Annotated in this window: 24 protein-coding genes; 17 read left to right on the forward strand and 7 right to left on the reverse strand. The window is 68.4% G+C overall.

Annotation, left to right across the window (positions count from 1 at the left end; all coding sequences use genetic code 11):
• The first annotated feature begins 30 nt into the window (after positions 1 to 30).
• The 3 genes from G020_RS0102860 to G020_RS0102870 all read left to right on the forward strand — a co-directional run bounded on the left by G020_RS0102860 (position 31) and on the right by G020_RS0102870 (position 1,222).
• The gene (locus G020_RS0102860) at positions 31 to 303 is read left to right on the forward strand and encodes a BrnT family toxin (RefSeq protein WP_018878197.1); all 273 of its coding nucleotides are present in this window, start codon (positions 31 to 33) and stop codon (positions 301 to 303) included.
• Positions 304 to 328: 25 nt separating this feature from the next.
• Positions 329 to 538, forward strand: a complete 210-nt coding sequence (brnA, locus tag G020_RS0102865; protein ID WP_024328582.1) for a type II toxin-antitoxin system BrnA family antitoxin — start codon at positions 329 to 331, stop codon at positions 536 to 538.
• A gap of 210 nt (positions 539 to 748) precedes the next feature.
• Positions 749 to 1,222 (forward strand): hydrogenase maturation protease, encoded by a 474-nt coding sequence (locus G020_RS0102870; RefSeq protein ID WP_029681191.1) that lies wholly within the window; start codon positions 749 to 751, stop codon positions 1,220 to 1,222.
• Positions 1,223 to 1,377: 155 nt separating this feature from the next.
• Here the strand turns inward: G020_RS0102870 and G020_RS0102875 are convergent, their stop codons facing one another.
• The gene (locus G020_RS0102875) at positions 1,378 to 1,983 is read right to left on the reverse strand and encodes a PEP-CTERM sorting domain-containing protein (protein ID WP_024328584.1); all 606 of its coding nucleotides are present in this window, start codon (positions 1,981 to 1,983) and stop codon (positions 1,378 to 1,380) included.
• Positions 1,984 to 2,570: 587 nt separating this feature from the next.
• Here G020_RS0102875 and G020_RS0102880 point away from each other — a divergent pair.
• The 4 genes from G020_RS0102880 to G020_RS0102895 all read left to right on the forward strand — a co-directional run bounded on the left by G020_RS0102880 (position 2,571) and on the right by G020_RS0102895 (position 9,352).
• The gene (locus tag G020_RS0102880) at positions 2,571 to 5,537 is read left to right on the forward strand and encodes a CheR family methyltransferase (RefSeq protein ID WP_024328585.1); all 2,967 of its coding nucleotides are present in this window, start codon (positions 2,571 to 2,573) and stop codon (positions 5,535 to 5,537) included.
• The gene (locus G020_RS0102885) at positions 5,527 to 7,770 is read left to right on the forward strand and encodes a bifunctional diguanylate cyclase/phosphodiesterase (protein WP_024328586.1); all 2,244 of its coding nucleotides are present in this window, start codon (positions 5,527 to 5,529) and stop codon (positions 7,768 to 7,770) included. The genes G020_RS0102880 and G020_RS0102885 overlap by 11 nt, the downstream gene beginning before the upstream one ends.
• Before the next feature lie 148 nt (positions 7,771 to 7,918).
• Positions 7,919 to 8,128 carry a DUF3185 family protein gene (locus G020_RS0102890; RefSeq protein ID WP_018947325.1) on the forward strand — a complete coding sequence of 70 codons (210 nt, stop codon included), beginning with the start codon at positions 7,919 to 7,921 and terminating at the stop codon, positions 8,126 to 8,128.
• A gap of 84 nt (positions 8,129 to 8,212) precedes the next feature.
• The gene (locus tag G020_RS0102895) at positions 8,213 to 9,352 is read left to right on the forward strand and encodes an acyl-CoA desaturase (RefSeq protein WP_024328587.1); all 1,140 of its coding nucleotides are present in this window, start codon (positions 8,213 to 8,215) and stop codon (positions 9,350 to 9,352) included.
• Positions 9,353 to 9,444: 92 nt separating this feature from the next.
• Here the strand turns inward: G020_RS0102895 and G020_RS0102900 are convergent, their stop codons facing one another.
• Complete coding sequence (locus tag G020_RS0102900; RefSeq protein WP_018947323.1) at positions 9,445 to 9,762, reverse strand: hypothetical protein; 318 nt, start codon at positions 9,760 to 9,762, stop codon at positions 9,445 to 9,447.
• A gap of 16 nt (positions 9,763 to 9,778) precedes the next feature.
• A complete protein-coding gene (locus G020_RS14615) occupies positions 9,779 to 10,030 on the reverse strand; it encodes a hypothetical protein (protein WP_156002677.1) in 252 nt (83 codons plus the stop codon).
• A gap of 54 nt (positions 10,031 to 10,084) precedes the next feature.
• Here G020_RS14615 and G020_RS0102910 point away from each other — a divergent pair, with 54 nt between their 5' ends.
• From G020_RS0102910 to G020_RS0102955, 10 genes are all read left to right on the forward strand, one after another.
• Entirely contained in the window at positions 10,085 to 10,345 is a 261-nt protein-coding gene (locus G020_RS0102910; protein WP_024328588.1) for a hydrogenase maturation nickel metallochaperone HypA, read from the forward strand.
• The gene (hypF, locus tag G020_RS0102915) at positions 10,342 to 12,690 is read left to right on the forward strand and encodes a carbamoyltransferase HypF (RefSeq protein ID WP_024328589.1); all 2,349 of its coding nucleotides are present in this window, start codon (positions 10,342 to 10,344) and stop codon (positions 12,688 to 12,690) included. The genes G020_RS0102910 and hypF overlap by 4 nt, the downstream gene beginning before the upstream one ends.
• Before the next feature lie 4 nt (positions 12,691 to 12,694).
• Entirely contained in the window at positions 12,695 to 12,952 is a 258-nt protein-coding gene (locus G020_RS0102920; RefSeq protein ID WP_018868818.1) for a HypC/HybG/HupF family hydrogenase formation chaperone, read from the forward strand.
• Positions 12,949 to 14,037, forward strand: a complete 1,089-nt coding sequence (hypD, locus tag G020_RS0102925) for a hydrogenase formation protein HypD (protein WP_024328590.1) — start codon at positions 12,949 to 12,951, stop codon at positions 14,035 to 14,037. The genes G020_RS0102920 and hypD overlap by 4 nt, the downstream gene beginning before the upstream one ends.
• Positions 14,034 to 15,038, forward strand: coding sequence for a hydrogenase expression/formation protein HypE (gene hypE / locus G020_RS0102930; protein ID WP_024328591.1), 1,005 nt, complete (start codon positions 14,034 to 14,036; stop codon positions 15,036 to 15,038). The genes hypD and hypE overlap by 4 nt, the downstream gene beginning before the upstream one ends.
• Positions 15,039 to 15,096: 58 nt before the next feature.
• Entirely contained in the window at positions 15,097 to 15,318 is a 222-nt protein-coding gene (locus tag G020_RS0102935; protein WP_024328592.1) for a hypothetical protein, read from the forward strand.
• Positions 15,319 to 15,433: 115 nt separating this feature from the next.
• Positions 15,434 to 16,384, forward strand: coding sequence for a PDC sensor domain-containing protein (locus G020_RS0102940; protein WP_018868822.1), 951 nt, complete (start codon positions 15,434 to 15,436; stop codon positions 16,382 to 16,384).
• A gap of 99 nt (positions 16,385 to 16,483) precedes the next feature.
• The gene (locus G020_RS0102945) at positions 16,484 to 17,044 is read left to right on the forward strand and encodes a rhodanese-like domain-containing protein (RefSeq protein WP_018947316.1); all 561 of its coding nucleotides are present in this window, start codon (positions 16,484 to 16,486) and stop codon (positions 17,042 to 17,044) included.
• 146 nt (positions 17,045 to 17,190) lie between these two features.
• Positions 17,191 to 18,033, forward strand: a complete 843-nt coding sequence (locus tag G020_RS0102950) for a PP2C family serine/threonine-protein phosphatase (protein WP_024328593.1) — start codon at positions 17,191 to 17,193, stop codon at positions 18,031 to 18,033.
• A gap of 63 nt (positions 18,034 to 18,096) precedes the next feature.
• Positions 18,097 to 19,140 (forward strand): LysM peptidoglycan-binding domain-containing protein, encoded by a 1,044-nt coding sequence (locus G020_RS0102955; RefSeq protein ID WP_024328594.1) that lies wholly within the window; start codon positions 18,097 to 18,099, stop codon positions 19,138 to 19,140.
• 26 nt (positions 19,141 to 19,166) lie between these two features.
• On the opposite strand, the gene G020_RS0102960 is transcribed toward G020_RS0102955, so the two are convergent.
• The 4 genes from G020_RS0102960 to G020_RS0102975 all read right to left on the reverse strand — a co-directional run bounded on the left by G020_RS0102960 (position 19,167) and on the right by G020_RS0102975 (position 24,042).
• Entirely contained in the window at positions 19,167 to 20,867 is a 1,701-nt protein-coding gene (locus tag G020_RS0102960; protein WP_024328595.1) for a serine/threonine-protein kinase, read from the reverse strand.
• 3 nt (positions 20,868 to 20,870) lie between these two features.
• The gene (locus G020_RS0102965; RefSeq protein WP_024328596.1) at positions 20,871 to 21,413 is read right to left on the reverse strand and encodes an FHA domain-containing protein; all 543 of its coding nucleotides are present in this window, start codon (positions 21,411 to 21,413) and stop codon (positions 20,871 to 20,873) included.
• Positions 21,414 to 21,489: 76 nt separating this feature from the next.
• Positions 21,490 to 22,038 carry a copper chaperone PCu(A)C gene (locus G020_RS0102970; RefSeq protein ID WP_024328597.1) on the reverse strand — a complete coding sequence of 183 codons (549 nt, stop codon included), beginning with the start codon at positions 22,036 to 22,038 and terminating at the stop codon, positions 21,490 to 21,492.
• An 18-nt stretch (positions 22,039 to 22,056) separates the two neighbouring features.
• Complete coding sequence (locus G020_RS0102975) at positions 22,057 to 24,042, reverse strand: TonB-dependent copper receptor (RefSeq protein ID WP_024328598.1); 1,986 nt, start codon at positions 24,040 to 24,042, stop codon at positions 22,057 to 22,059.
• Positions 24,043 to 24,146 lie beyond the last annotated feature (104 nt).

The raw sequence follows: 24,146 nt of genomic DNA on the forward strand, positions 1-24,146 counted from the left end.
CTGATAGAATAACGGTATAATTTCTACACCATGAAGTCATTCGAGTTCGACGAACGGAAGAGTCGATCGAATCTGGAGAAACACGGCATCGACTTCGTGACTGCCCAGGCCCTCTGGCGTGACCCCGATCTGCTGGAGATCCCCGGCCGCACGGAGGACGAACCCCGCTTTCTGGTGATCGGTCGCATTGAAAGAAGGCACTGGACCGCCGTTGTCACTCACCGAGAGGCCTGCGTCCGTATCATTTCGGTACGCAGGTCGCGCAAAGAAGAGGTTGCGCTGTATGAAAGCGAAGACATTTGACGAGCGCTTTGACAGCGGAGAAGAGATGACCGATGCCCTCGATCTATCCGGGGCCCAGCGGCCGCTCCGCAAACAGCGGCGGGTAAACGTGGACTTCCCGGACTGGATGATCGACTCCCTGGACCGAGAAGCCCGCCGGCTGGGCGTCACCCGCCAGTCGATCATCAAGATCTGGCTTGCGGAGCGGCTGGAAACGACCACTGCCGCCCGGAAAAGCGAGGGCACGCCCCGTTAGCCACCGCCAGGTATCGACCGGGAGCGCCCCGTGGCACGACCATCCGGACAGAACCCTCAGGAAAAACCGCTGTTTTCGGCCTCCGAGACCGAAGAGCGGCACTCGGATCTGAGCGACGGGCGCCGCGAAGAAATTGTCCGGGCGGCACGAAACACCCCCATAGCCCGGGAACGCCCGCAAAAGGGATTGGCTACGGCTCCCGCCGTGCCAATCACCGGCAAAGGGCCGTTGGTCATCGGCATCGGCAACCCCTGGCGCGGCGACGACGGTATCGGCCATGCCGTGGTGGACGCGCTGGCCGACACCCCGGGCCTCGCCACCGCCAAGAGCCACGGCGAGCCTGCCGAACTCATGGAGCTGTGGCAGGGACATGATCCGGTGATCCTCGTCGACGCGATCGTCACCGGCTCCGCCCCCGGCACCCTCCACCGCTTGGACGCCCGCAAGCCACTGCCGCGTGGCGCCCGCTACTCCTCCCACGGCATCGGCCTCGCCGAGGCCGTCGAACTCGCCCGTTCCCTGGGCGACCTCCCGGAGACGCTCATCGTCCACGGCATCGAACCCGCCCGGCTCGAAGACGGCGCCGGCCTCTCGCCAGAGGTCCGCGACACCCTGGCCCGGGTCATCACACGAATCACGGACAACCTCGCCGAGGCTGTGCCCCGATCCCGCCCGGCTCGCTGAATCGGTTCAGCCCAACGCCAGAAATGCGCCACCCCCTTCCGCAGCCCGCAGGCGTTACGGGAAAGGCCGCACAGACCGGCGCGCAAAGCCGGACCGCAAGTGAAACGGGCCCCGGAATCGCTTCCGGGGCCCGTTGGGGCTGGATCCTCAGGCACTTATGCCATCAATCCCGGGGCCGGCTTCTTGCGCCGGCGCAGGGACCAGCCAAGCATCACGAGACCGAGACCCACGAGAAGCAGCGAGCCGGGCGCCGGGATTTCGCCATGTCCGTTGTCCCGGTAGTAAATCGAGACGTGCGAGATGTCGCGGTCGTTGCCCGCGCCCGGCAACGGAAACGGCGGGCTGGTGAACGGGGTGGCATAGTCTCCGTTCAGGGCTCCGGTTGTGATGTCATAGGCGACCAGGTTGGTATTGCCGCCATCCTTGAAGACCATCATCAGGTTATCGAAACTGGCCCAGAAATCGAGGTCCACCAGACCCCAGGTCCCGCTCTCGGCGTCACCGTCGAAACTCACAATGGTGGCCGGGTCACCCGGGTCCGGTGTAAGGGCGTCGCCGTCATCGTCGTACTTGCCGTCGAACGACCAGTCCGAGTAGCCGAAGAACGCGGTATTGTTGATGAGCGTGGGGCTGTCATTCTGGTTGCCATCGAGGGGCTCCAGAATCTGGCAACCCTGGTTGGGATTGACCTTGTTTTCCAGGCCCCCGTCGACGTCCGAACAGTTGATCAAACTGGCGGAAGCCGGTCCAGCCACGAGCATGCTGCCGACGAGGAGAAAAGCGAGGGTTCCGCTGCGCGAAACTGTCTTGTCCATGATAGCTACCTCCATGGTATGCGGGGGCAGATTGTGGTTTGGGTGCTGCACTCATACATGGATATGCAACATTCGCGCCCGACGGAATGGGCGGCCTCTCCCCCTTTGAGAACAAAGGCTTGCGTTTCGGGGCCCAACCAGGGGCACAGGGGCGACCACGAACCGTAAAGTATGTGGACAGCCCCCGGGACGACGAAGAGCACGGCCGGAGGGCTCGCGCGGTGCGGGCGGATGTGCCGCAATGACTGGTGTGGTGCGACATACGGCCGGATTCCTCCCCGGGTTCGATGGGCGTGGCCAACGGCGCTGCCCGGGCCCGGGCGTGCGGGTGCGGCCCGATGCTGTAAAGCGATCGGACAGCCTGTCGGTGCGAGCATGGCCGCTGCGGGGTGAAAAACATCCGGGCCCGCTTCCCGGGGTGCCACCCCCACAAGTCATTAAATGCAGGGGCTCGAGCGCGAACGTGTACATTGATCAGTGTTTCCCTAGTATGTGGGTATCAGCAAACCCGTTCCGCCGTCCGAGAGCAGTCCATGCCGCCACCGAGCGATGATCCCACAGTCCAGGCCCTGCCAATCGTCGGTGTCGGGGGCTCCGCGGGTTCACTCCAGCCCCTTCAGTCCCTTCTGGCCCACCTGCCTGCCGACACCGGGGCGGCCTACGTCATCGTCACCCACCACCCCAGGGGCGAACGCAGTCTGCTGCCGGAGATCCTGGGGCCGCACACGGCCCTGCCGGTACAGATGGTCGAGGAAGGCGAGGCGCTGGCGCCGGACCGCGTGTATGTAGCGCTTCCGGACGACGGCTGGGTCCTGGTCCGGGGACAGCTGATGCGTTCGCGCGAGCCCCTGGAACGCCCCGGCAACGGCCCTCCCCACCCCATTGATACCCTCTTCCGTTCACTGGCGGAGGGGGCAGCACACCGGGCCATCGCGATTGTTCTCTCCGGAACGGGCAGCGACGGCACCCTCGGGGTCCAGGCCATCAAGTCGCGCGAGGGCATGGTCATGGCCCAGGCCACGGATACCGCCGAGTTCGGCGACATGCCGGGCAATGCCATCGCCACCGGGCAGGTGGACTACGTGCTGCCCGCGGCCGACATGCCAGCCACCCTGACCGGCTATCTCCGTTCCCGGGGTGACCGCCAGAAGGCCCTGGCGGATCATGCCCCTCTGATCCCGCAAAACCTGCTGGCCCGGATCCTGAACCAGGTCCGGCAGCGCACCGGCCACGATTTTTCCGGGTACAAGACCAGCACCCTGCATCGCCGCCTGGAACGGCGCATGGACCTGCGGCAGATCGTGGATGCCGAGGAATACCTGACCTATCTGCAGACGCATCCCGAGGAAATCGACCTGCTCTTTCAGGAGTTCCTGATCAGTGTTACCAACTTCTTCCGGGATCCCCCCGTCTGGACCACGCTGGCAGAGAAGCTGCTGCCGGCCATGCTGCAACGGGCAGCCCGGACGGGGCAGGAGTTCCGCGCCTGGGTGGTGGGCTGTGCGACCGGGGAAGAGGCCTACACGCTGGCCATCCTCGTCCGGGAATGTATCGAGCACTGGGAGCAGGCCCCGGAGGTCCGGATCTTCGCCACCGATGTGGATCAGGCGGCCATCAACATCGCACGGGCGGGACGCTATCCGGCGGGCATTGCCCAGGATCTGACCGAGGCACGGGTGCGCCGGCATTTCTCGGCCGAAAACGACGCCTACCGGATCGGCCGGGAGGTGCGGGACATGGTGGTGTTCGCCGAGCACAACGCGCTGCAGGACCCGCCGTTCACCGGGCTGGATCTCATTACCTGCCGCAACCTGTTGATCTATCTGGAGCGTGACCGTCAGGAGCGTCTCCTGGCGCTGTTCCGTTACTCCCTGCGCAGCCAGGGTCTGCTGCTGCTGGGCGCATCGGAAAGCCCGGATTACCACAGCGAGGCCTTCTCGGTCGCGGACAAGGAAAGCCGGATCTTCCGCGTCGCCGAGGGGGGCCTGCCGTCGCTCCTGCCGGAGATGCCGGGGCCCAGCCGTCACCATCGGGCACTGCCCTCCCAGGAAAGCAGCGACAGCCCGGCCACCGGAACCGGGAACAGCCTCGCCCGCAATGTGGAACGCCTGCTGGCCCTGCAGTTCGCTCCGCCGACAGTGGTGGTCAATGACCGCGGGGAGGTGGTGTACATTCACGGACGCACCGGGCGCTTCCTGGAACCCGCCAGCGGCCCCGCGCGGAATCAGATCCTGGAGATGGCTCGGCCGGGGCTGCGGGCGCCGCTGTCCCAGGCGTTGAAGGACGTGACCGGCAGCGATACCGATCACGTGACCCGCGAGGTGCAGGTCCAGACCAACGGCGATACCGAGCCGGTCCGGCTGGAAGTCCGGCGGATCCGGACACCCGCCGCCCTTTCGGGATTCCGCCTGGTGGCCCTGCATTCGGTCCCTGCCGTGGACCCGGCGGAAGCATCCATTGAATCGTGTGCGACGGCAGCCGCCCCGGAAGGCGGCAATACCGCGGACGCGACCCGGCTGAAGCGGGAGCTGGAGGCCCTGCGTCAGGACAAGCAGTTCGCGGTCAAGGAACTGCAGTCCTCCAACGAGGAGCTGCAGTCCCTTAACGAAGAACTGCAGTCCATGAACGAGGAGCACCAGAGCAGCAACGAGGAGCTGGAAGCTGCCAAGGAGGAAGTCGAGTCCCTCAACCAGGAGCTGCGCAGCGTCAATACCGAGCTGCAGACCCGGGTGGATGACCTGACCGAGGCCAACGATGACCTCAAGAACCTCCTGGAGAGCACCCACCTCGCCATCCTGTTCCTGGATGAATCCCTGAACATCAAGCGCTTTACCATGCCCGCGCAGACCCTGATCGCGGTACGCCCCTCCGACATCGGCCGCCCTTTGAGGGAGCTGACCACCAGGCTTTGCTACGACTCCCTCGAGGCGGACGCCGAGGCGGTTCTGGACAGCCTTATCCCCCGCGAGGTGAAGGTGCAGACGCAGACCGGCCACTGGTATCTGCTGCGCATCCAGCCCTACCGCAGCACCCGGAACGTGATCCGCGGGGTGGTGTGTACCTTCCAGGACATTCAGGCCGCTCAGGGGGTAGCCCGTCCCGAGGCATTCTTCCGGGCGGTCGTCGACACCGTTCGCGAGCCCCTGCTGGTCCTGAATTCGGAGTTGCGGGTGGTGTCCGCCAACGACGGCTTTTATCGCAGCTTTCCCCTGACCCCGGAGTCGGTGGAAGGCCGAAGCCTGTTCAAGCTGGCAGACGGGCAGTGGAACCACCCGGAATTGCGGGCCCTGCTGACCGAGGTCCTGCCGCAGAACAAGGCCTTCCACGACTTCGAGCTGACAGCGGATTTCGGCGACCCGGAGTCGACCGGCCTGCTCCTGAACGGCCGTCGCCTGGAACTGGAGGACGACGCGAGCATGATCCTGCTCACCATGGAGTTCCGGAGACCGGTGTCCCGGGCCCCGGAACCCGCCGCAAGGAGCCCCGACCATGGACCATGACGACCCGAAACCCCTTCCGCCCGAGGCCCTGCGCGAAGCGGCCCGTCAGCGCCTGGGGCGCGGCCTGACGGACATCTCCGAACGGACCGATGCGGATACCCGGGCCCTGGTGGCGGAGCTGGAGCTGCATCAGGAGGAGCTGAGGATCCAGAACGAGGTGCTGCAACAGGCACGGGACCACCTGGAAACCGCCCGGGATCGCTACCGGGACCTGTTCCAGCAGGCCCCGATGGGTTACCTGATCCTGGACGACGAGGGTCGGATACGGGAGGCCAACCGGGCCGCCACCGAACTCCTCGCCCCGGGAACCGATGTCACCGACCAGCCCCTGTCCGCTTTCGTGGCCACCGAATCCCAGGATGCACTGCACCTGCACCGCCGTGCACTGACCGGCGCGGGGAAGGCCCATGTTGTGGACGAACTGAACCTGGTGGGTGACGGATCAAGCCCGCGGACCGTGCGCATGGACACGGTGGCGGAACGCAACAAGGACGCCGCCGAGGCCCGGTTCCGTTGTGCCCTCATGGATATCACGGAACGCCGCCGCGCGGAGGATCAGCTCCGGATCGCGGCCCATGTGTTCGAGGACGCCGGCGAGGCCATCGTGGTGACGGATGCGGCCGGCCGCATCCAGACCGTCAACCAGGCCTTCACCCGCATTACCGGCTACACCAGCAGCGACGCCATGGGCGTCAAAATCGGCCGCCTGCTCAAATCCGGACGCCACAGCCAGGCCTTCTACGAAGAAATGTGGGAAGGCCTCAACCAGCGCGGCTTCTGGGAGGGGGAGATCTGGAACCGGCGCAAGAATGGAGATGTTTACCCGGAATGGCTGACCATCAACCGCGTGGATGACAATGTCGGCCAGCCCCGTTACTTCGTGACGGTCTTTTCGGACATCAGCCAGCTCAAGGATTCCCACCGGGAGGTCGAATACCTGGCCAACCACGATGCGCTGACCGGCCTGTCGAACCGCAACCTGTTCCAGGACCGACTTCTCCAGGCCATTGCCCAGGCCCGGCGCGACGGGAAACAGGCGGCCCTGTTGTTCCTCGATCTGGACGATTTCAAGACCATCAATGACACCCTGGGCCACGAGGTGGGCGACGAGCTGCTGGTCGAAGTGGCCTCCCGGCTGCAGGAGGTGGTGCGTGACGTGGATACGATCGCGCGCCTGGGCGGCGATGAGTTTACGGTCATCCTCGCCGACACTCACACCGACGAAGCCGCCTCGATTGCCCGGCGCCTGGTGGCGACCCTTGCTCGCCCGTTTGAAGTCCGGGGCCGAAGCCTGCGTGTCACCTGCAGCATCGGCCTGGCGCTGTACCCCGACGACGGCGAGGATGCGGACACGCTGTCCCGCGCAGCCGACATGGCCATGTACCGGGCCAAGGCCGACGGCCGCAACCGGCTGCGTCTGTACGAACCGGCACTGCACCGGCGCCTGATGGAAGACTGCAGCCTGGAGGACGCGCTGCGCCGGGCTCTGGTCAACGACGAACTGCGCCTCGTCTATCAGCCCCAGTTCGACGCAGGCGATCCGGAACGGCTCGTGGGCGCGGAGGCCCTGCTGCGCTGGGAGCACCCGGAGAGGGGAGCGGTCAGCCCGGGACACTTCATACCCGTTGCGGAGAAATCCGACCTGATCACCGAGCTGGGCCGGCGGGTGGAGAAGATCCTGTGCGAACAGGTGGGCGCCTGGCGGGCGGCCGGGCTCGACCCGCCCCCGATCTCCTTCAATGTCTCGCCCCGGGACTTTCGGGAAGGGGAGTTCGCCACGGCGCTGTTCCAGTGCATGACGCACCACGGCATCGGCGCAGATCAGCTCCAGCTGGAGTTCACCGAGGGCACGCTTACCGAGCGCTCCGATATCGTCCACGAGGAGATCCGCAGACTTCACCGACAGGGGATCCACCTGGCCATCGACGATTTCGGGACCGGTTACTCCTCCCTGGTCAACCTCAAGCGGCTCCCCCTCGCCGAGCTCAAGATCGACAAATCCTTCGTGGACGGGCTGGGCACGGACGAGAACGACGAAGCCATTGCCCGCGCCAGCCTCGCCATGGCACGCGCCCTGGCCCTGCGGACGGTAGCCGAGGGCGTGGAGACCCCGCAGCAGCTGGCCTGGCTGCGGGCGCACGGCTGTGACCGTGTCCAGGGCTTCCTGCTTGCGCATCCTCTCGAGGCGGAGGATTTCCGGGCCATGCTGCAGGGCACCCGAAGAGCCCGATAATCCGGATCCGGGATCGTGCCTGCGCGAAGCAGGGGCCGTCGTCGGCAACCCCGCGGGCAAGGGTCTAGACTTCAGGGAAGCACTGATCCGGTGCACGTTCGTGCTGGCACCCCGCTAACCATGACACCGGAGCGCAAGGAGAAAGTCCATGAGTCCGGTTCGCATTCTCGGTATCGTCCTGCTGGTCGCAGGGATCGTGATTCTTTATTTTGGCTGGCAGACTTCGCAGGGCTTGGTCGAACAGGCCCACGAGACCCTGACCGGCCGGTTCACGGATGAAACCACGTGGTATTTCATCGGGGGCGGTGTGGCCGTAGTCCTGGGGCTGCTGCTGACGATCTTTGGCGTCAAACGTTAAACCCCGGGCATTTTCCGGGGGCAGGGCTGTCCTACTCGTACAGGCAGGAGCGCCCTGCTCCCCCGTCTCGCAAGCAGGTTTTCCATGTCCGCACACACCCCTCCCGTCGCCTGGACCTCGGCCATCTTTTTCGCCCTGTCGAATCTGGCCGCACTCACGCTGGTGCCCTGGTGGGGTCTCACACAGGGTTTCAGTGGCGCAGCCTGGCTGTTCTTCGGACTGTTCCTGGTATTGAGCGGGCTGGGGATCACGGTCGGCTATCACCGCCTGTGGGCGCATCGCAGCTTCAAGGCGCGTGGCCCGCTGCGCGTGATTCTGGCGCTTTGCGGGGCGCTGGCGCTGCAGAACAGTATCTACAACTGGAGTGCCCGGCACCGCGTGCATCATGGCTACGTGGATGACGTGGAACGCGACCCGCATTCCATCAAGCGCGGCTTCTGGCACGCCCACATGGGATGGATGCTGCGCAACTGGCCCGCCAGCCGGGCCGATTATTCGCGCGCGAAGGACCTGACGAAGGATCCGGTGGTGATGTGGCAGCACCGCCACTACTGGACCCTGGTGTGGGGGCTGAACCTGGGGTTGCCCTTGCTGCTGGGGCTGGTGTTCGGGGACGTGATCGGCATGCTGCTGCTGGCGGGCGTGCTGCGGCTGGTGCTCAGTCACCATTTCACGTTCTTTATCAACTCCCTGGCGCACTGGTGGGGATGGCGCCCCTACAGTGACGAGAATACCGCCGTGGACAACGGCCTGGTCGCGTTGCTCACCTGGGGCGAGGGGTACCACAACTTCCACCATGCCTTTCAGGGCGACTATCGCAACGGGGTGCGCTGGTGGCAGTACGACCCCTCGAAGTGGCTGATCAACCTGCTGGCCTGGACGGGCCTGGTGCATGACCGGCGCTGGACGCCGCGCTTCAAGATCCTGCGCGCGCGGCTGCACACCGAGTTCCGCCGCCTGCTGAACTCCGATGCGGCCGGGCCGATGCACGACACCTGGCGCGCGACCGTGGAACGCGAGTACCAGCACTTCCGCGATACGGTGAACCAGTGGCAGCAGGTGCAGGCGGACAACATGCGGGCCGGTCGCGAGGCCCTGAACGACCGCTGGCTGCGCACGGAACTGCGTACCCGATTCAAGGAGCTGGAGTATCGCCTCAAGATGCAGCGCCGCCGCCTGCGCGCGCTGTCGGCCTGCCACCGGACGGGATCGGCTTCCGCCTGACGCCGTGCCCTCCCGGGAGTTCAGGGACCCGGGGAGCCCATTGAAGCGGACACCCCGGTCGAGCTCGGGCATGCGCCCGCCGCCCCGTCACGCTATGCCGTGTCGTCGGCGATCTTTTTCGCCACGCGATCGGCGACCTTGCCACGCACCACCACCTCGTCGGCTCCGGCCTCACGCGCGGCCTTGAGCATGCTCCCTTCCACATGCGGGCCAAAGGCGAGGATGGCGGCACCCGGACAGCGTTCACGCCAGGTCGACACACTCGCGACGTCCCGTGCACCCAGGTCGATCACGATCAGGTCGGGGGCGGCGGGCTCGCCGCTGCCGGTCACTTCGGCACCGGCCGCGCGCCAGCGCGATTCGAGCCGCACGCGGGTCATCAGGTCGGGGGTGTCGATGTGGATCTGCATGGATGTCGGGCTCCGTTCAGTGGGTGTCCGCCGCCCGTACCCGTCGAACATGCCGGATGACATCCGCGGCGAACGGGATGGAGAGGACAACGCCGGCCGCGATCAGTGCCGGGCCGTAGTACGGAAAGCGCAGTGCCTCCGGCACAAGAAGGAGTCCGGCAAAAAGTTCGACCAGCCCCAGCGTAATCAGAACGGTCCCGAAGAGGTCGAGAGAAACATCGACGGTTTCCAGGTTTCGTTCTTTTCCATGCCGCCTCCCTGCAGCCATTATAGGAAGGAATCAGTCTACCTTAAGGAAACCGGGACGGGGAGACACTGAACCATGCACGAACATTCGCTGATGGCCGACTTGCTGCGCAAGATCGAGCAGGTGGCGGCCGACAACAATGCCGAGCGCGTGACCCGGGTCCGGGTGTGGCTGGGGGCGCTGTCGCATATCACGCCGGAGCATTTCCGCGAGCACTTCGAGGACGGCACCCGCGGCACGCTGGCCGAGGGCGCCGAACTGGAGGTGGAGACCTCGGACGACGATACCCACCCCGAAGCCCAGCAGATCCTGCTGCGGAACCTGGACGTGGTGTGAACGACCGCGCCCCTGCGCGCTGGCGCCTGATCGTCGCAGGCCGGGTTCAGGGCGTCGGGTTCCGGCCGTTCGTCGCCCGCCAGGCGCGTCGGCTGGGGCTGACGGGGGCGGTCGCGAACACCCCGGAAGGGGTCGTCATCGAGGTCGAAGGGCCGCAGACGGCACTGAAGTCCTTCCGCCGTTCCCTGGACGAGGTCGCCCCGCCGGCCGCACGCGTGGACCTGATCACCGCCACCACGATTCCGCCGCTCGGGGATGCGGATTTTTACGTCCGCACCAATCATGCCGCCGGCGGGGGCGCTCCCGCACTGGCCCCCGACCGCGCGCCCTGCCCGGCGTGTCGGGTCGAAATCCGCGACCCGGCTGCGCGGCGGTTCCGCTATCCGTTCACCGCCTGTGCCGACTGCGGACCGCGCTGGAGCATCACGACCGGCCTGCCCTGGGACCGGGCCCACACCACGCTGGCGGCGTTCCCGCTGTGCCCGGCCTGCCGGACGGAGTTCGAAGATCCGGAGGATCGGCGCTTCCACGCCGAGGCCATGGCCTGCCCCGCCTGCGGCCCGCAACTGACGCTGCGCACGCCGGACGGGGGCGCGCGGACCACCGGCGACGCCGCCCTGCGCGCGGCGGTGGACACCCTGCGCGAAGGGGGCATTCTGGCCCTGAAGGGGACGGGCGGCTTCCAGCTGCTGGTGGATGCCACCCGACCGGATACGGTCGCGCGGCTGCGCCGGCGCAAGCAGCGGCCGGAGAAACCACTGGCGATCATGCTGCCGGGTCGGGCCGAAACGGATACGCTCGCCCGCATCGACGATGTCGAGCGGGCGCTGCTGGAATCCCCCGAGGCCCCCATCGTGCTGGTCGAGGGCCGGCCGGAGGCGCCGCTGGCCGAAGAGGTCGCCCCGGGTCTCGGGCGTCGCGGACTGATGCGCCCGTCCACCCCGCTGCATGTCCTGCTGCTGGACGACTTCGGCGAGCCGGTGGTCTGCACTTCCGGGAACCGCAGCGGCGATCCCCTGTGCATGGAGGGCGACGAGGCGGTTGCCCGGCTGGGCGATATCGCGGACGCGATTCTGGATCACGACCGGCCGGTCGCACGGGCGCTGGACGACTCCGTGTTCCAGGTCGCCGCCGGCGAACCCCAGTGCCTGCGACTGGGGCGCGGCTGCATGCCAACGCGCGTGCCACTGCCTGCGGGGGAGCCCGCGGTTGCGCCCGCGCCGGTCACCCTGGCCCTGGGCGGGCAGCTCAAGGCCGCGCCCGCCCTGGCGCTCGGGAATGAAGTGGTGGTCGGCGCCCATGTCGGCGACCTGGAAAGCGACACGGCATTACAGCGGCTGAACCGCGAGGCCCGGGCGCTGGGGGAGCTCTGCGGGGTGGACATCGAACGGGTCGCCTGCGACCGGCACCCGGATTACGCCTCCACGCGCATGGCCGAAACCTGGAACCTGCCGCTCACGCGGGTACAGCATCATCATGCCCATGCGGTCGCTGTCCTCGCGGAGCACGGCGTGCGCGAACCGGCGCTGGCCCTGGTGTGGGACGGGGCCGGGCTGGGCGACGACGGTACGCTGTGGGGCGGCGAGTGCCTGAGCCTCGACCGTGACGGGAACTGGCGCCGCAGCGGGCATCTGCGACCGTTCCGACTGCCCGGGGGCGAGGCCGCCATGCGCGAACCGCGGCGCGCGCTGCTGGGTCTGCTGCATACCCGGTACCACGGCGATCGCGCGACCCTCGAGGCCAGCCCCGCGCGCGCCCTGTTCACCGCAGCGGAATGGCAGCCGCTGCTTGCCTGCCTGGACCGGGGGATCAACGCCCCGGTGACCTCCAGTGCGGGAAGGCTGTTCGATGCGGTCGCGGCACTCAGCGGCCTGCGCATCGCCGCCGGCTACGAAGGGCAGGCCGCGCTGCGCGTGCAGGAAGCCGCGGAGGCAGCCGGGCCCGCAGACAATGGTGCACAGTACGGCGATACAGACGCGATCACGCTGGATACCGACCTTGCCCCCTGGCAGGGCGACTGGGCCCCCCTGGTCGATGCCCTGCTCGCGGAACGCGCGGTGCGGCCGCTGGACGCGCCCGCACGCATGGCCACGCGGCTGCACCGGGCGCTCGCGGGATTCGCGGTCGCGGCGGCCCGCACCAATAACCGGGAAACCGTGGCATTGACCGGCGGATGCTTCCAGAATCGGCATTTGCTGCAACAATGCGTGGACGCCCTGCGGGCGGCCGGTTTCCGCCCGCTCTGGCCGCAGCGCATCCCGCCCGGCGACGGCGGGCTGGCGACCGGCCAGGCCGTGATTGCAAGACGGGCGACCTCGCCCGTGCGAACCACCGACGGAGACTGAGACCATGTGCCTGGCCATCCCCGGCCGCATCGACCATGTGGAGGAGGCGGACGATCCGCTGTTCCGCCAGGCCCGCGTGGCCTTCGGCGGGGTCACCCGCACGGTGTCGCTGGCCTGTACGCCGGAGGCCGGGCCTGGCGACTACGTGCTGGTGCACGCCGGCATCGCAATCGCCACCGTCGACGAGGCGGCCGCCGAACGCACCCTGGCGGCCCTGCGCGAGATCCCCGGGCACGATCCGTCCGCTCCGGAGGCTCCGTGAAGCACCTCGACGAATACCGCGACCCGGCACTGATCCTGCAGCAGGTCGAGGCGATCCGTGCGGCCTGCACCCGGCGCTGGACGCTGATGGAGGTCTGCGGCGGGCAGACCCACGCGATCCTGCGCCACGGGCTGGACGACCTGCTGGCGGACACGGTCGAGCTGCTCCACGGGCCCGGCTGCCCGGTCTGCGTGACCCCGGCCGAGACCCTTGATCAGGCGGTACTGCTGACCCGCCGCCCGGAGGTGATGCTGTGCACCTTCGGCGACATGCTGCGCGTGCCCGGAGCGCTGGGCGACCTGAATGGCGCCCGCGCGGCCGGGGGCGACGTGCGCGTGATCTACTCGCCGCTGGATGCGGTCGCCCTGGCACGCGAACACCCGCAGCGCGAAGTGGTGCTGCTGGCGGTGGGCTTCGAGACCACCGCGCCGGCCGCCGCGATCGCGGTGCTGCAGGCCGAGGCCCTGGGACTTGCCAACCTGTCGCTGCTGGTGTCGCACTCGCTGGTGCCCCCGGCGATGGAGGCTCTGCTCACCGATCCGGACAGTCGCATCCAGGGCTTTCTGGCCGCCGGACACGTCTGCACGGTGGAAGGTGCAACCGTCTACCGGACGATCGCCGAACGCTTCCGGATTCCCATCGTGGTGACGGGCTTCGAGCCGGTGGACCTGCTGGCCGGGATTCGGGCCTGCGTGGAGCAGCTGGAACACGGCGAGGCACGGGTAGAGAACCGCTACGACCGCGCCGCCCGCGACGAAGGCAACGTGGCCGCGCGCGATGCGGTTACCCGCGTGTTCGAGCCGGTGGAACGCGAGTGGCGCGGCATGGGCCGCCTGCCCGCCAGCGGCCTGGGCCTGCGTCCGGAATACGCGCGCTTCGATGCCCTGAAGCGCTTTGACCTGGCCGGGACCGAATCCGGAGGAGACGGTCCCTGTATCGCCGGCCAGGTGCTGCGCGGGCTGAGCCGACCCCCCGACTGTCCGGCCTTCGGCCGCGAATGCACCCCGGATCACCCCCTGGGGGCGCCGATGGTCTCCTCCGAGGGGGCCTGCGCGGCCTACCTCCACTACCGGGGCGAAACATGACCGCCGAGGTCGTGCGGCTGGCGCATGGCGGTGGGGGCCGGCTGCAGGCGCAGCTGCTGGACGAGGTGACCCTGCCGGCGCTGGGCAACCCGGCCCGCGGCGCCCCCGATGCGGCCGTGCTCGACATCGCGGGCGGACGCCTGGCCCTGACCACCGACAGCTTCGTGGTGCGGCCGCTGTTCTTTCCCGGTGGCGACATCGGCCGCCTCGCGGTACACGGCACGGTCAACGACCTGGCGATGGCCGGGGCGCGTCCGCTGTGGCTGACGCTGGGGCTGATCCTCGAGGAGGGGCTCCCGCTGGAGGACCTGCGCCGCGTCCTCGCCTCCGTAAGCGCGGCCGCCGAAGAATGTGGTGTGCAGGTGGTAGCCGGCGACACCAAGGTGGTCGAGGCCGGGCATGGTGACGGGGTCTACATCAACACGAGCGGCGCAGGCGTGGTCCCGGACGGGGTTGGCATCGAACCGACGGCGATCCGGCCGGGCGACGTGCTGCTGGCCAGCGGCGACCTCGGGCGCCATGGCGTGGCCATTCTCGCCGCCCGCGAGAACCTCGGCCTCGAGCCGCCGGTTCCCAGCGACAGCACGTCGGTGGCCGCGGGCGTGGCGGCCCTGCTGGACGCCGGTGTGCCGGTACATGCACTGCGCGACCCCACCCGCGGCGGCACGCTGGCCGCGCTGCAGGAGCTGGCCGACGCGTCCGGCTGCCGCCTGGTGCTGGAGGATGAGGCCATCCCCGTACGCGAAGACGTGCGCGGGGCCTGCGAGATCCTCGGGCTGGACCCGCTGCACTCGGCCTGCGAGGGCCGGTTCCTCGCGGCCGTCCCGGCGGATCACGCGGGGCAGGCACTGGCAATCCTGCGATCCGTTCCCGAGACCCGGGACGCGGTCGCCATCGGCCGGGCCGCGGCCGGCGACCCCGCGGTGATTCGTCGCCTGGCCACCGGCGTGGAACGCAGGCTGGTCCTGCCGGCCGGAGAACAACTCCCGCGCATCTGCTGAAAACCGCGCCGGCACGCGCTATCGTTGGCCGGGCCCGCCATACGACCGGAGACCGACCATGACCCTTCGCCCCCTCGCTCTCGCCCCGCTGGCCCTGGCCTCCAGTCCGGCGCTCGCGCACCCCGGACATGGGCACGGCGACGGCCATTCTTCCCTGCTGCATTATCTGAGCTCGCCGGAGCATCTCTGGCCCGCGGCCGCGGTCCTGCTGCTGGCCGCCGTAATCGGGGGCGCCTGGCTGTGGCGGCGGTCGCGCCGGCGGAAAGACCCGCGGAGCTGACAGCGGGCACGAATCCTGCTGACAAAACCGGTGCATGCTCGGGAGAGCCGGTCACGACTGTGAAAACCCGGTTCGGGGATAATGCGCGCGCACCAAAAGGAATCGGAAACGCACCATGAACGAACTGAAACAGGCCATCGAGCACCAGCGGGAGTACCTGGAAGAGCGGCTGCATGAGCCGCTGAGCGGGATCGCGGCGCGCCTGGTGCCGGCCTGGCCCCGGCGCGAAGAACTGGACTCGATCCTGGAGGACGGGATCCGGCGGATCCCCGAGGCCACATTCATGTACGCGCTCAACACCCGCGGGATCCAGCTGTCCGACAACATCTCCCGCAGCGGCGTGCTGCCCGAGCACTTCGGCCGCGACCGCTCGCAGCGGCCATACATGAAGGAGGCCGTGCCGGCCGATGGTTTCCTGCTGTCCGAGGCCTATATCAGCCTGCTGGGGCGGCGCCCGTCGCTGACCGCCCTGCAGCTCGTCCGCGACGACAACGGCCGGGCCCTGGGTTTCCTCGGCGCGGACTTCGACCTGCGCAACCTGCCGGACCTGTCGGAAGACCTGTACGAGGAATCCAGCGAGTGGCGTCAGATCAAGGGCGACCCGTCGATCCGCGGCACGCTGTTCCAGCAGAGCCGCACCGAAAGCCTGATGGACCGCAACATGGACACCGCGCTGGCCATCCTGGAGGAGCTGTTCACGGAGCGCGGCGTGTTCCAGGGCGTGTTCCACTTCTCCAGCTCGCGCGCGACCCTGTGGACCACCGAGGATCCGTACCGCTACCGCATCCTGACCCACGAGTCGCTGGCCGATCCGGATGTCTGTCTGGCCTTCCCCCACGAGCCCTACCCGGAGGAGGCACTGATCCCGCAACGGGACATCGGCCGGGTGCTGGACGGCCTGCGGACCCTGCGTTTCGCCGACGACACCGTGTATCTGCGTTCCGCGTCGCTCAACCTGTTCAACGGCATGGTCAGCCTGACCTTCTCCTGCGACGGCTCGCACTACATGACCTCCGAGGAATTCCTCGGGCGTTCCATCGAATTCTGGCTGGGGGCGACCGGCTGATCCGCCCCGGCCTCATACCCCCTCGGGGGCCGGGTCATTTTCCCGGGGTCACGGCGCTGCATGTATATTAGGATTCCCTAATAAACACTGGAGAGAAGCATGCAGCGTACCCTCGCCGCCCTGACTCTGGGCCTGGCCCTCGCCCTGCCCGCCACCGCCGTGGCCGACGACGTCCACGAATTCGGGATCTCGCCGCAGGCGACCTACAACCTGGTGCAGGAAGACGGCGATGACATCCTGTTCATCGATGTCCGCGACCCGGTCGAGATCATGTTCGTGGGCTTCACCGACGAGGTCGATCTCAACATCCCCTTCCTGCTGGTGGACCGCCACGACTGGGATGACGAGAAGAACCGCTTCAACCCCTCGCGTAACCCCGACTTCGTCGACCAGATCGACGCGGCGCTGGACGAGCGCGGCCTGGACCGTGACACCACGATCATCACCATGTGCCGCTCCGGCAGCGAACGCGGAGAGCCCAGCGCGGCATTCCTGCGCGAGAACGGCTTTCCCAACGCCCGTTACGTGGTCAACGGCTTCCAGGGCGACGCCATCAGCGAAGGCGAACGCGCCGGCTTCCGCCTGAAGAACGGCTGGCAGAACTCCGGCCTGCCGTGGAGCCGCGAGATGAACGCCGACAAGATCCACCGCAGCGACTGACCCCACCCGGATCCGTCCGGATCCTCCGCGGCCCCGGATGCCACCGGGGCCGTTTCACCCGTTTCGTACTCTCCCGCCCGGGGGTGTCCCGCAATCCCCGAAACCGGCATCATGGCAGGGTCTTCATCCCTCCCGCCGGACTCGACATGGAAACCGCCTCCGCCAGCGACATCGGGGCGCGCCCCGAACAGCAGGATGCCGTCACCGTCCGGGTCTCCGACGACGGTCGCCGCGCACTGCTGGCCGTCGCCGACGGCATGGGCGGCCACGCGGCCGGGGCCTGGGCCTCGCATACCGCCATCGCCACCATCGAGGCGCACTGGGAGCAGTGCAACGGCACGCCCACGCGTCCGGCCCGCTGGCTGGAAACCGTTGCCCGCGCGGCCCACGACGCCCTGCGCGCGGAAATCACCGACGACACCGCCCCGCCCGGGACCACCCTGGTGGTGCTGTTCGTGGATGAGTCCGGTGCGTGGTGGGTGCACTGCGGCGACAGCCGCCTGCTGCATTTCCGTGGCACGCGCCTGATCGAACGCACCCGCGACCACTCGCGGGTGCAGGAGCTGTTCGAGGCCGGGATGATCCGCGAGCAGGAGATGGCCACCCACCCGGATCAGAACCACCTGCTCGCGGCGCTGGGCATGCCCGGAGGCCTGCGGCTGGACCACGGACACGCGAAACGCCATCCGGACTCCGCGTTCCTGCTGTGCACCGACGGCTTCTGGGAACAGATCGAGCCGGCGGAGATGGCGGGCCTGCTGGTGTCCGATGACCTGTCCGGCGGGCTCGACGAGGCGGTGCGGGTAGCCGCCAGGCGCGGGGGCCCGCGCGGCGACAACATCGCCGTGGCCGCCTGGCGCAGCGGCGCCCCCCGGGGCTTCGATCGCCTGCGCCACCGGGGCGGGTCGCTGGTGCCATCGACGCTGCTGGGCGGGATCATCCTGCTGGCGGTGCTGGCGATCCTGTTCTGGCCGGTCGGCGGCGGATGAACGGAAATCACGGAACCCGTATACTGTATAAACAGTGAAGCAGTTCACATAATGGATCGTCCGATGGCCCCCTCCCGTTTCGTCCGCTCGCTGTTGCTGTTGTCCCTGCTGTCCCTGACGGGCGGCTGTGCAATGCTGGAACAGGAACCGGACGCAGACCCGGAACCGACCCAGGACCCGCAAGCGACGGATGAACCGCGGGAAGCAGCCCGGTCGGACGAAAAACATGCCTCACCGCCGACCCTTGCTGCTATCCTGAGCCGGCTGCAGGCGGGCGAATGGGACCGGGCGGAGACCATGCTGGAGCGGTTCCGGGAATCCCGCCCCGAGGACCCCACCGCGCGCTCGCTGCAGCGTCAGCTCACGGAGGACCCGGAAACGCTGCTCGCCGACGGCGAGACCCGGCATACCGTGGAAGCGGGCGAGACCCTGGGTCTGATCGCCAGGCGCTACACCGGCGACGCCACGCAGTTCGTGATCCTGGCTCGGCTCAACGACATCCGGCGGCCGGAACACCTGACCGTCGGTCAGCAGCTGCGGGTTCCCCCGCCCGCCGACCCGCAGGACGCCGGCGAGCCTGGTGTCACCCCCGATCTCGACGAGCAGCTGCAGGCCCTGGGTGCGGGCGCGGAAGACGGCTCCCGCGAACATGGGGAGTCCTACCGCATGACCATCCGCGCCGACCTCGACGCCGGGCGTCACGAAGCGGCCTACGAGACCGCACGGGCCGCCCGTGAGGCCGCCCCCGATGAGGCCTGGGACGACTGGCTCGACCCGCTGGAACGGGAGGCCGCGGCGGCCCATTACGAACAGCGCGGCCTGGATGCGCGAGACCGGGACGACGCGGACGCGGCCAGGGACTGGCTGGAACGCGCACTGGAGGCGGAACCCGGGCGCGAACCGGCACGAACCGAACTGGCGCGTCTGCGGCGCGCGGAAGCGGAGACCCTGCACTCCGCCGCGATCGTCCACTACCGCAACCAGGAACTCGAGCGGGCCATTGAGCTGTGGGATGCCGCGCTCGAGCTCGATCCCGACTTCGACGCGGCGGAAGGCTATCGCCTGCGCGCCCGCGAGCTGCAGCGGCGCCTGGAGAACATGGAGTAACCGGCCGGCGGCCGGACCGCGGCGGACTATCCGCTGCGTTCGTCACCCCCCGGGTCCGCGCCGGGCGGCCGTTCCGGTGGAGCCACCGGCATGGTCCGCGTGGCGGAGGCATCGTCCTTGTGCCCCGACGGCGCCGGGTCCGCAGCCGCCCGCTTGACCCGCGCTTCCAGCGAATCCGCCATGGCGTTGCAGGCGGAGAAAACGCGTTCGAAGTCGTCCCGCCGCCGCACCCGGATACGGGTATCCAGCCGCCCCTGGGCGATCTGGTCCAGCGCGCCGCGCAGGGTTTCCATCGGCACCTGCAGGCGCCGGGCAAAGACATAGACGCCCAGCAGCACGGCCAGCACGGTCACCACCGTCAGCATGAGCAGCGCCATCATGGTGGTGCGCCCCGCTTCCTGCAGCGAAGAGGTACTGAGCGCCACCTGCAGATGTCCCAGTTCGAAATCCTGGAACCGCACCGGCGCCTCGAACAGGAACACGTCGTTGCCGTCCGGACCGGCGGTGGACCATACCGTGCGCCCGTCGCGCGAGAGCAGAAGATCCTCGGCCGGCGGCTCGTTGCGCGGCTCGCCCAGCGCGTCCGGGTCGGAGCTGGCGACGATACGTCCGTGCCGATCGCTGACGGACAGCAGTTCGATCTCGCGATTGGCCTGCATGTCGCGCAGGCGCGCCTGCATCGCGATGGAATCCTCCAGCAGCAGGTCCTCGGCGCTCTCCACCGCGATGGTGCCCGCGAGCGTGGAGCCGTAATCGAAAGCGAGGTCGGTCATCACCTCGTTCTGTTTCTGCTGCACCAGAAAGGCACCCACCGCCAGCGTGACCGCGACCAGAGCCCCCATCACGGCGGTCCAGCGCAGGCGCAGGGGCACGATCCGCCGTCCGGCCCCGACCCGCTCGCGCTCGGCGCGCTCCTCGTCGATGCGCTGCAGATCCACCAGCAGCTCCGCGGCCGACTGATAACGCCGGGAGGGATCGTGTTCCAGCAGCCGCCGCACCACCGCGACCAGGTCCTCGGGGCAGTCGCGGATGATGGGGCGTGGTTCCGGTACCGGCTCTTCCAGCACGCGCCGCAGGACCCGTCCGGTGTCACCGTCCAGGAACGGTCGGTGCCCGGTCATCAATTCGTAGAGCACCACCCCCATCGACCAGAGATCGCTGCGGCCGTCGGCATCCCCACCGCGGATCAGTTCCGGGGCCATGTAGTGCGGCGTGCCGGCCGATGCAGCATAGTCATCCGCGTGCCACTCCGGATCGAACAGGGTCTCGGCAATGCCGAAATCCATCACCTTGATGTTGACCGTGGCACTGGTGACGAGGATGTTTTCCGGCTTGATGTCCCGGTGGATCACGCCATGGCGGTGAGCATAGTCCAGCGCCTCGGCCAGCTGCTGCGCCACCTTGAGAAAATTGCGCAGCAGCAATGGCCGGAACTGTTCGGCGTAGGCATCCAGCGTCTGCCCCTCCACCAGCTCCATGGCGATGAACGGCCGGCCCTCGGCTTCGCCCACGTCGAAGACCGTGACAATACCCGGGTGGGTCAGGGTACCCGCGGCACGGGCCTCGGTCAGGAAGCGCTGGCGGTATTCCGGATCGCAGGCGTAGTCGTCATGCAGGATCTTGATGGCCAGGGTCCGACGGATCTGCGGGTCATACCCCTGATGGACCGTCGCCATCGCGCCGCGGCCCAGCTCCTCGCCAACTTCATACCGGCCGAAGCGGCGCATGGATCAGGCCAGGACCTCCAGCCCGATCCGCACCAGCACCGCCAGCACCAGCACCGCGGCACCGCCCGCCAGCCAGACCCGCCAGCGTGGACGGCGGCCGGCCAGAGGCAGACCCGCCCCGGCATGATCCCGGTGATGAAACACGAATTCGGCCCCGCCGAAGCGCACGCGGTCGCCCTCCCTGAGCGTGGCCTCGTGCACCCGCTCGCCATTGACCCAGGTGCCATTGGTGGAGAGCAGGTTCATCACCCGGCATTCGCCGTCCTCGTTGATGACCCAGGCGTGCTGGGAAGACACGCTCGGCTCCTGCAGGACGATGTCGTTGTCGGACTGACGCCCCAGCGAATGGCGGCCGGGGCGCATGAGCAGGCGTTGCTGCTTGAACGGCTCGGCGACCCCCACCAGCACCGGCAGGTCACTCTCCTCGACCTCGGTGCCGGCGGGCTCCGGCGGGGCCTCGGGCAGTTCGCCGCGCTGAAACAGCATGGTGCCCTGCGGGCCGTTACGGTCGCGGCCCTCGCCCCGTCCCTCGGAATGCTCGTTCATGCTCCCCCCGTGAATGGACATACGGGATGGAGTATGCCCGCACCCCCCGGAGGGTCACAACGATCTGGATCAATCCTCAGTGCCCGTGGTGGCCGGACCCGTGGCCATGGCGCGCCCCGCCACCATCGCGCACCGTGGCGTCGAAGCGCGCGGTTTCGCCCTCGGCCGTCTCCAGGGTGACCGACACACGCTGATCCCGCTCCAGCGGCTCGTGCAGATCGATCAGCATCACGTGCAGGCCGCCCGGCTCCAGCGCGGTCTTCCCGCCGGCCGGGATGGTGATGGCCTCGACCTCGCGCATGCGCATCACGCCCGCGTCATCCTGCACGTGGTCGTGCAGCTCGGTGACCCCGGCGACCGGCGATTCGCCCCGGACCAGCTCGATGTCCTCGTCGGTGTGGTTGGCCAGGGTCAGATACGCCGCGGTCGAGCCCATGCCCGGCGGCATCATGCGCACCCAGGGCGCCGACACGATCTCCAGGCCCTCCGGACAGTCGCAGGCGAAAGTCTCGTCCGCGCCATGCGCATGTTCTCCGGCCGTCACGCCGGTGGCGGCCAGTGCCAGGAATACGGCACCGGCCAGGGCCAGCCGCCCGGGGCGTTGATATTGCGAGATGTTGGTCATTGCTTATGTCTCCCTCTCTCAGAATTCCACGTTCCACTGGGCCCAGACCGTACGCCCGGGTTCGTTGACCGGCCGGGTGGCCGCTCCCAGTTCGGCACTGCCGCGCTGGATATGCTCGCTGTAGCTACGGTCGAACAGGTTGTCCACGCCCACGGTCAGCTGCGAGTTCCCGAACAGCTCCACCCCGCCGTACAGCGCGACGGTGGCAAAGCCCGAGGTCTCTCCGGTGTCCAGGCTGTAGATCGTACCGTGATCCTCGTGGATGCGGTCCTGACGCATCACGCCGCGGACCTGCAGCCCGCCGAAATGCATCCCGGACGCATACTCCGCGCCCAGCGTCGCCTCCGCCGGCGGGGTCTGCGCCAGGGGCACGTCGTCCGTGGTGTTCTCCGAACGCACCCAGGCGGCACTCGCGTTCAAGGTCCACGCCGACGTCATCTCCCAGGCGCCGTCCGCTTCGAAGCCCCAGGTCCGGGCGCCCACGTTGCGCGTGCGATCCCCGGGCTGCGCCACCAGGATGTAGTCATCGAACTCGCCGTAGAAACCGGACAGCGAGGCACGCAGGCGCGACCCGTTCCAGGCAATGCCCGTATCCAGCTGGGTCAGCACCTCGGTATCCAGATCGAACACCCGCCGGCGCTCCCAGAAATCCGCCGCACGCTCCGAACGTCCGACACCAACGTGCCAGGCCAGCGGCCGCTGCGCCTGCTCCTGTTCGTAGCGCAGGAAACCGCTGGTGGCGGTCGCACGCTCGCGGTCGCCGTCGCTGGCGCCACCAAAGCCGTCCCGCTGCGCCTCGGCCCGGGTCCGGTCAACCCGCAGGCCGCCCACCACGCGGCGCCGCGCATCCAGCGGGACCTCGAGTTCGCCGAACACCCCTGCGTCGCGGAATCGCGCGGTATCCTCGCGGGCGACATCGCGCCACCCGAAGGCGTCCGGCCCCATCAGGCGGTTCCCGCTGTGGCGGTTGCGGCTGTAATCGAACCCGGCGTGCAGGGCCATGCCCCGCGGCAACCGGAAATCCCCGGCGAACCGCGCCCCTTCGGTGATGCGTTCGGGGTAGCTGACCATGGGCATGCCCGGCGGCTCCCGCAGGGTGTAGTTGTCCATGACATGGTCGATCTCGTTGCGGAAGACCCGCGCCTCCAGGGTCTCGAACCAGGGCGCGAGGTCATCGCGGGTCAGCGCAAGGCTGTAGCCGGTGCGGTCGAAGCGCACGCCGTCCATGCCACGGTCGTCGTAAGCGGCCTCGGCGTCGGAACGGTCATACGTGAACTCAATGAGGGTCTGCTCGTCAGGGCGCCAGCCGGCGATCCCGGTGCCACTCCAGCGGGAATACCGCGAGTGGACCTCGTTGCCATCGCCGTCGCGGTAATCGTCCTGATCCGAGAAGGTGCCGATGGCACGCAGATAACCCGCGGAGGACCCGGTCGCCACGTCCGCCACCAGGTCGGTGCGATCGAAACGCCCGACGGTCAGGCCCGCGAATCCGGTGACCTCGCCGGCCTCCGTGAACACCGGCGCGTCCCGCTCGAAACGGACCGTACCGCCCGACACGGCACCATGCCGCACGCTCTGCGGACCCTTGCTCACTTCGATGCGGTCAAAGGCCTGCGGGTAGGCATACGCGGTGGGCGGGTCCATGCGCCCGCCGCAGCCGCCCAGCACCGGATCGTCGTCCAGCAGCAGCGACAGTCGCGAGCCTCCCAGACCTCGCAGGGCCGGATCGCCGCTGGTACCGCCCTTGCGGCTGGTCACGAATCCGGGGATGGAGGCCAGATACGCCCCGCCATCATGCGCCGGCAACGGAAGCCGGGGCTGGCGTGGATCGGTACTGACCCGCCCGGGCCCCTCCATGGCGGGAACCGTTACCACCACCGGCGCCAGCCGCGGTGGATCCCCGGCCTGCGACGCAGAAGGCCCTTCGGCCGCCACGGGCGCGGCCGCGGCACCGGCGATCGCCAGGGGGATCCAGCGGCACCGGAATCCATGCGAATGCTTCATGATTTCTCTCCGTCCTTGTTCTTTTCATTGGTGTCGTGCGACCGACTCGCCAGCAAGCACCGGGCCAGGTACGGGCACCAACAAGGATCGGGAAGCCGGAACGG

The organism is Thioalkalivibrio sp. ALR17-21 (genome assembly GCF_000420185.1).
Classification (GTDB): Bacteria; Pseudomonadota; Gammaproteobacteria; order Ectothiorhodospirales; family Ectothiorhodospiraceae; genus Thioalkalivibrio; species Thioalkalivibrio halophilus.

Excerpts from the sequence above, each read along its gene's own strand:
- G020_RS0102950 (WP_024328593.1), top strand. The coding sequence starts at position 17,191 with ATGGAAACCGCCTCCGCCAGCGACATCGGGGCGCGCCCCGAACAGCAG.
- hypE (WP_024328591.1), top strand. The coding sequence starts at position 14,034 with ATGACCGCCGAGGTCGTGCGGCTGGCGCATGGCGGTGGGGGCCGGCTG.
- G020_RS0102965 (WP_024328596.1), bottom strand. The coding sequence starts at position 21,413 with ATGAACGAGCATTCCGAGGGACGGGGCGAGGGCCGCGACCGTAACGGC.
- G020_RS0102940 (WP_018868822.1), top strand. The coding sequence starts at position 15,434 with ATGAACGAACTGAAACAGGCCATCGAGCACCAGCGGGAGTACCTGGAA.
- G020_RS0102955 (WP_024328594.1), top strand. The coding sequence starts at position 18,097 with ATGGCCCCCTCCCGTTTCGTCCGCTCGCTGTTGCTGTTGTCCCTGCTG.
- G020_RS0102910 (WP_024328588.1), top strand. The coding sequence starts at position 10,085 with ATGCACGAACATTCGCTGATGGCCGACTTGCTGCGCAAGATCGAGCAG.
- G020_RS0102895 (WP_024328587.1), top strand. The coding sequence starts at position 8,213 with ATGTCCGCACACACCCCTCCCGTCGCCTGGACCTCGGCCATCTTTTTC.
- G020_RS0102875 (WP_024328584.1), bottom strand. The coding sequence starts at position 1,983 with ATGCTCGTGGCTGGACCGGCTTCCGCCAGTTTGATCAACTGTTCGGAC.
- G020_RS0102945 (WP_018947316.1), top strand. The coding sequence starts at position 16,484 with ATGCAGCGTACCCTCGCCGCCCTGACTCTGGGCCTGGCCCTCGCCCTG.
- G020_RS0102890 (WP_018947325.1), top strand. The coding sequence starts at position 7,919 with ATGAGTCCGGTTCGCATTCTCGGTATCGTCCTGCTGGTCGCAGGGATC.
- G020_RS0102900 (WP_018947323.1), bottom strand. The coding sequence starts at position 9,762 with ATGCAGATCCACATCGACACCCCCGACCTGATGACCCGCGTGCGGCTC.
- G020_RS14615 (WP_156002677.1), bottom strand. The coding sequence starts at position 10,030 with ATGGCTGCAGGGAGGCGGCATGGAAAAGAACGAAACCTGGAAACCGTC.
- G020_RS0102860 (WP_018878197.1), top strand. The coding sequence starts at position 31 with ATGAAGTCATTCGAGTTCGACGAACGGAAGAGTCGATCGAATCTGGAG.
- G020_RS0102935 (WP_024328592.1), top strand. The coding sequence starts at position 15,097 with ATGACCCTTCGCCCCCTCGCTCTCGCCCCGCTGGCCCTGGCCTCCAGT.
- brnA (WP_024328582.1), top strand. The coding sequence starts at position 329 with ATGACCGATGCCCTCGATCTATCCGGGGCCCAGCGGCCGCTCCGCAAA.
- G020_RS0102970 (WP_024328597.1), bottom strand. The coding sequence starts at position 22,038 with ATGACCAACATCTCGCAATATCAACGCCCCGGGCGGCTGGCCCTGGCC.
- G020_RS0102920 (WP_018868818.1), top strand. The coding sequence starts at position 12,695 with ATGTGCCTGGCCATCCCCGGCCGCATCGACCATGTGGAGGAGGCGGAC.
- G020_RS0102975 (WP_024328598.1), bottom strand. The coding sequence starts at position 24,042 with ATGAAGCATTCGCATGGATTCCGGTGCCGCTGGATCCCCCTGGCGATC.
- G020_RS0102885 (WP_024328586.1), top strand. The coding sequence starts at position 5,527 with ATGGACCATGACGACCCGAAACCCCTTCCGCCCGAGGCCCTGCGCGAA.
- G020_RS0102960 (WP_024328595.1), bottom strand. The coding sequence starts at position 20,867 with ATGCGCCGCTTCGGCCGGTATGAAGTTGGCGAGGAGCTGGGCCGCGGC.
- G020_RS0102880 (WP_024328585.1), top strand. The coding sequence starts at position 2,571 with ATGCCGCCACCGAGCGATGATCCCACAGTCCAGGCCCTGCCAATCGTC.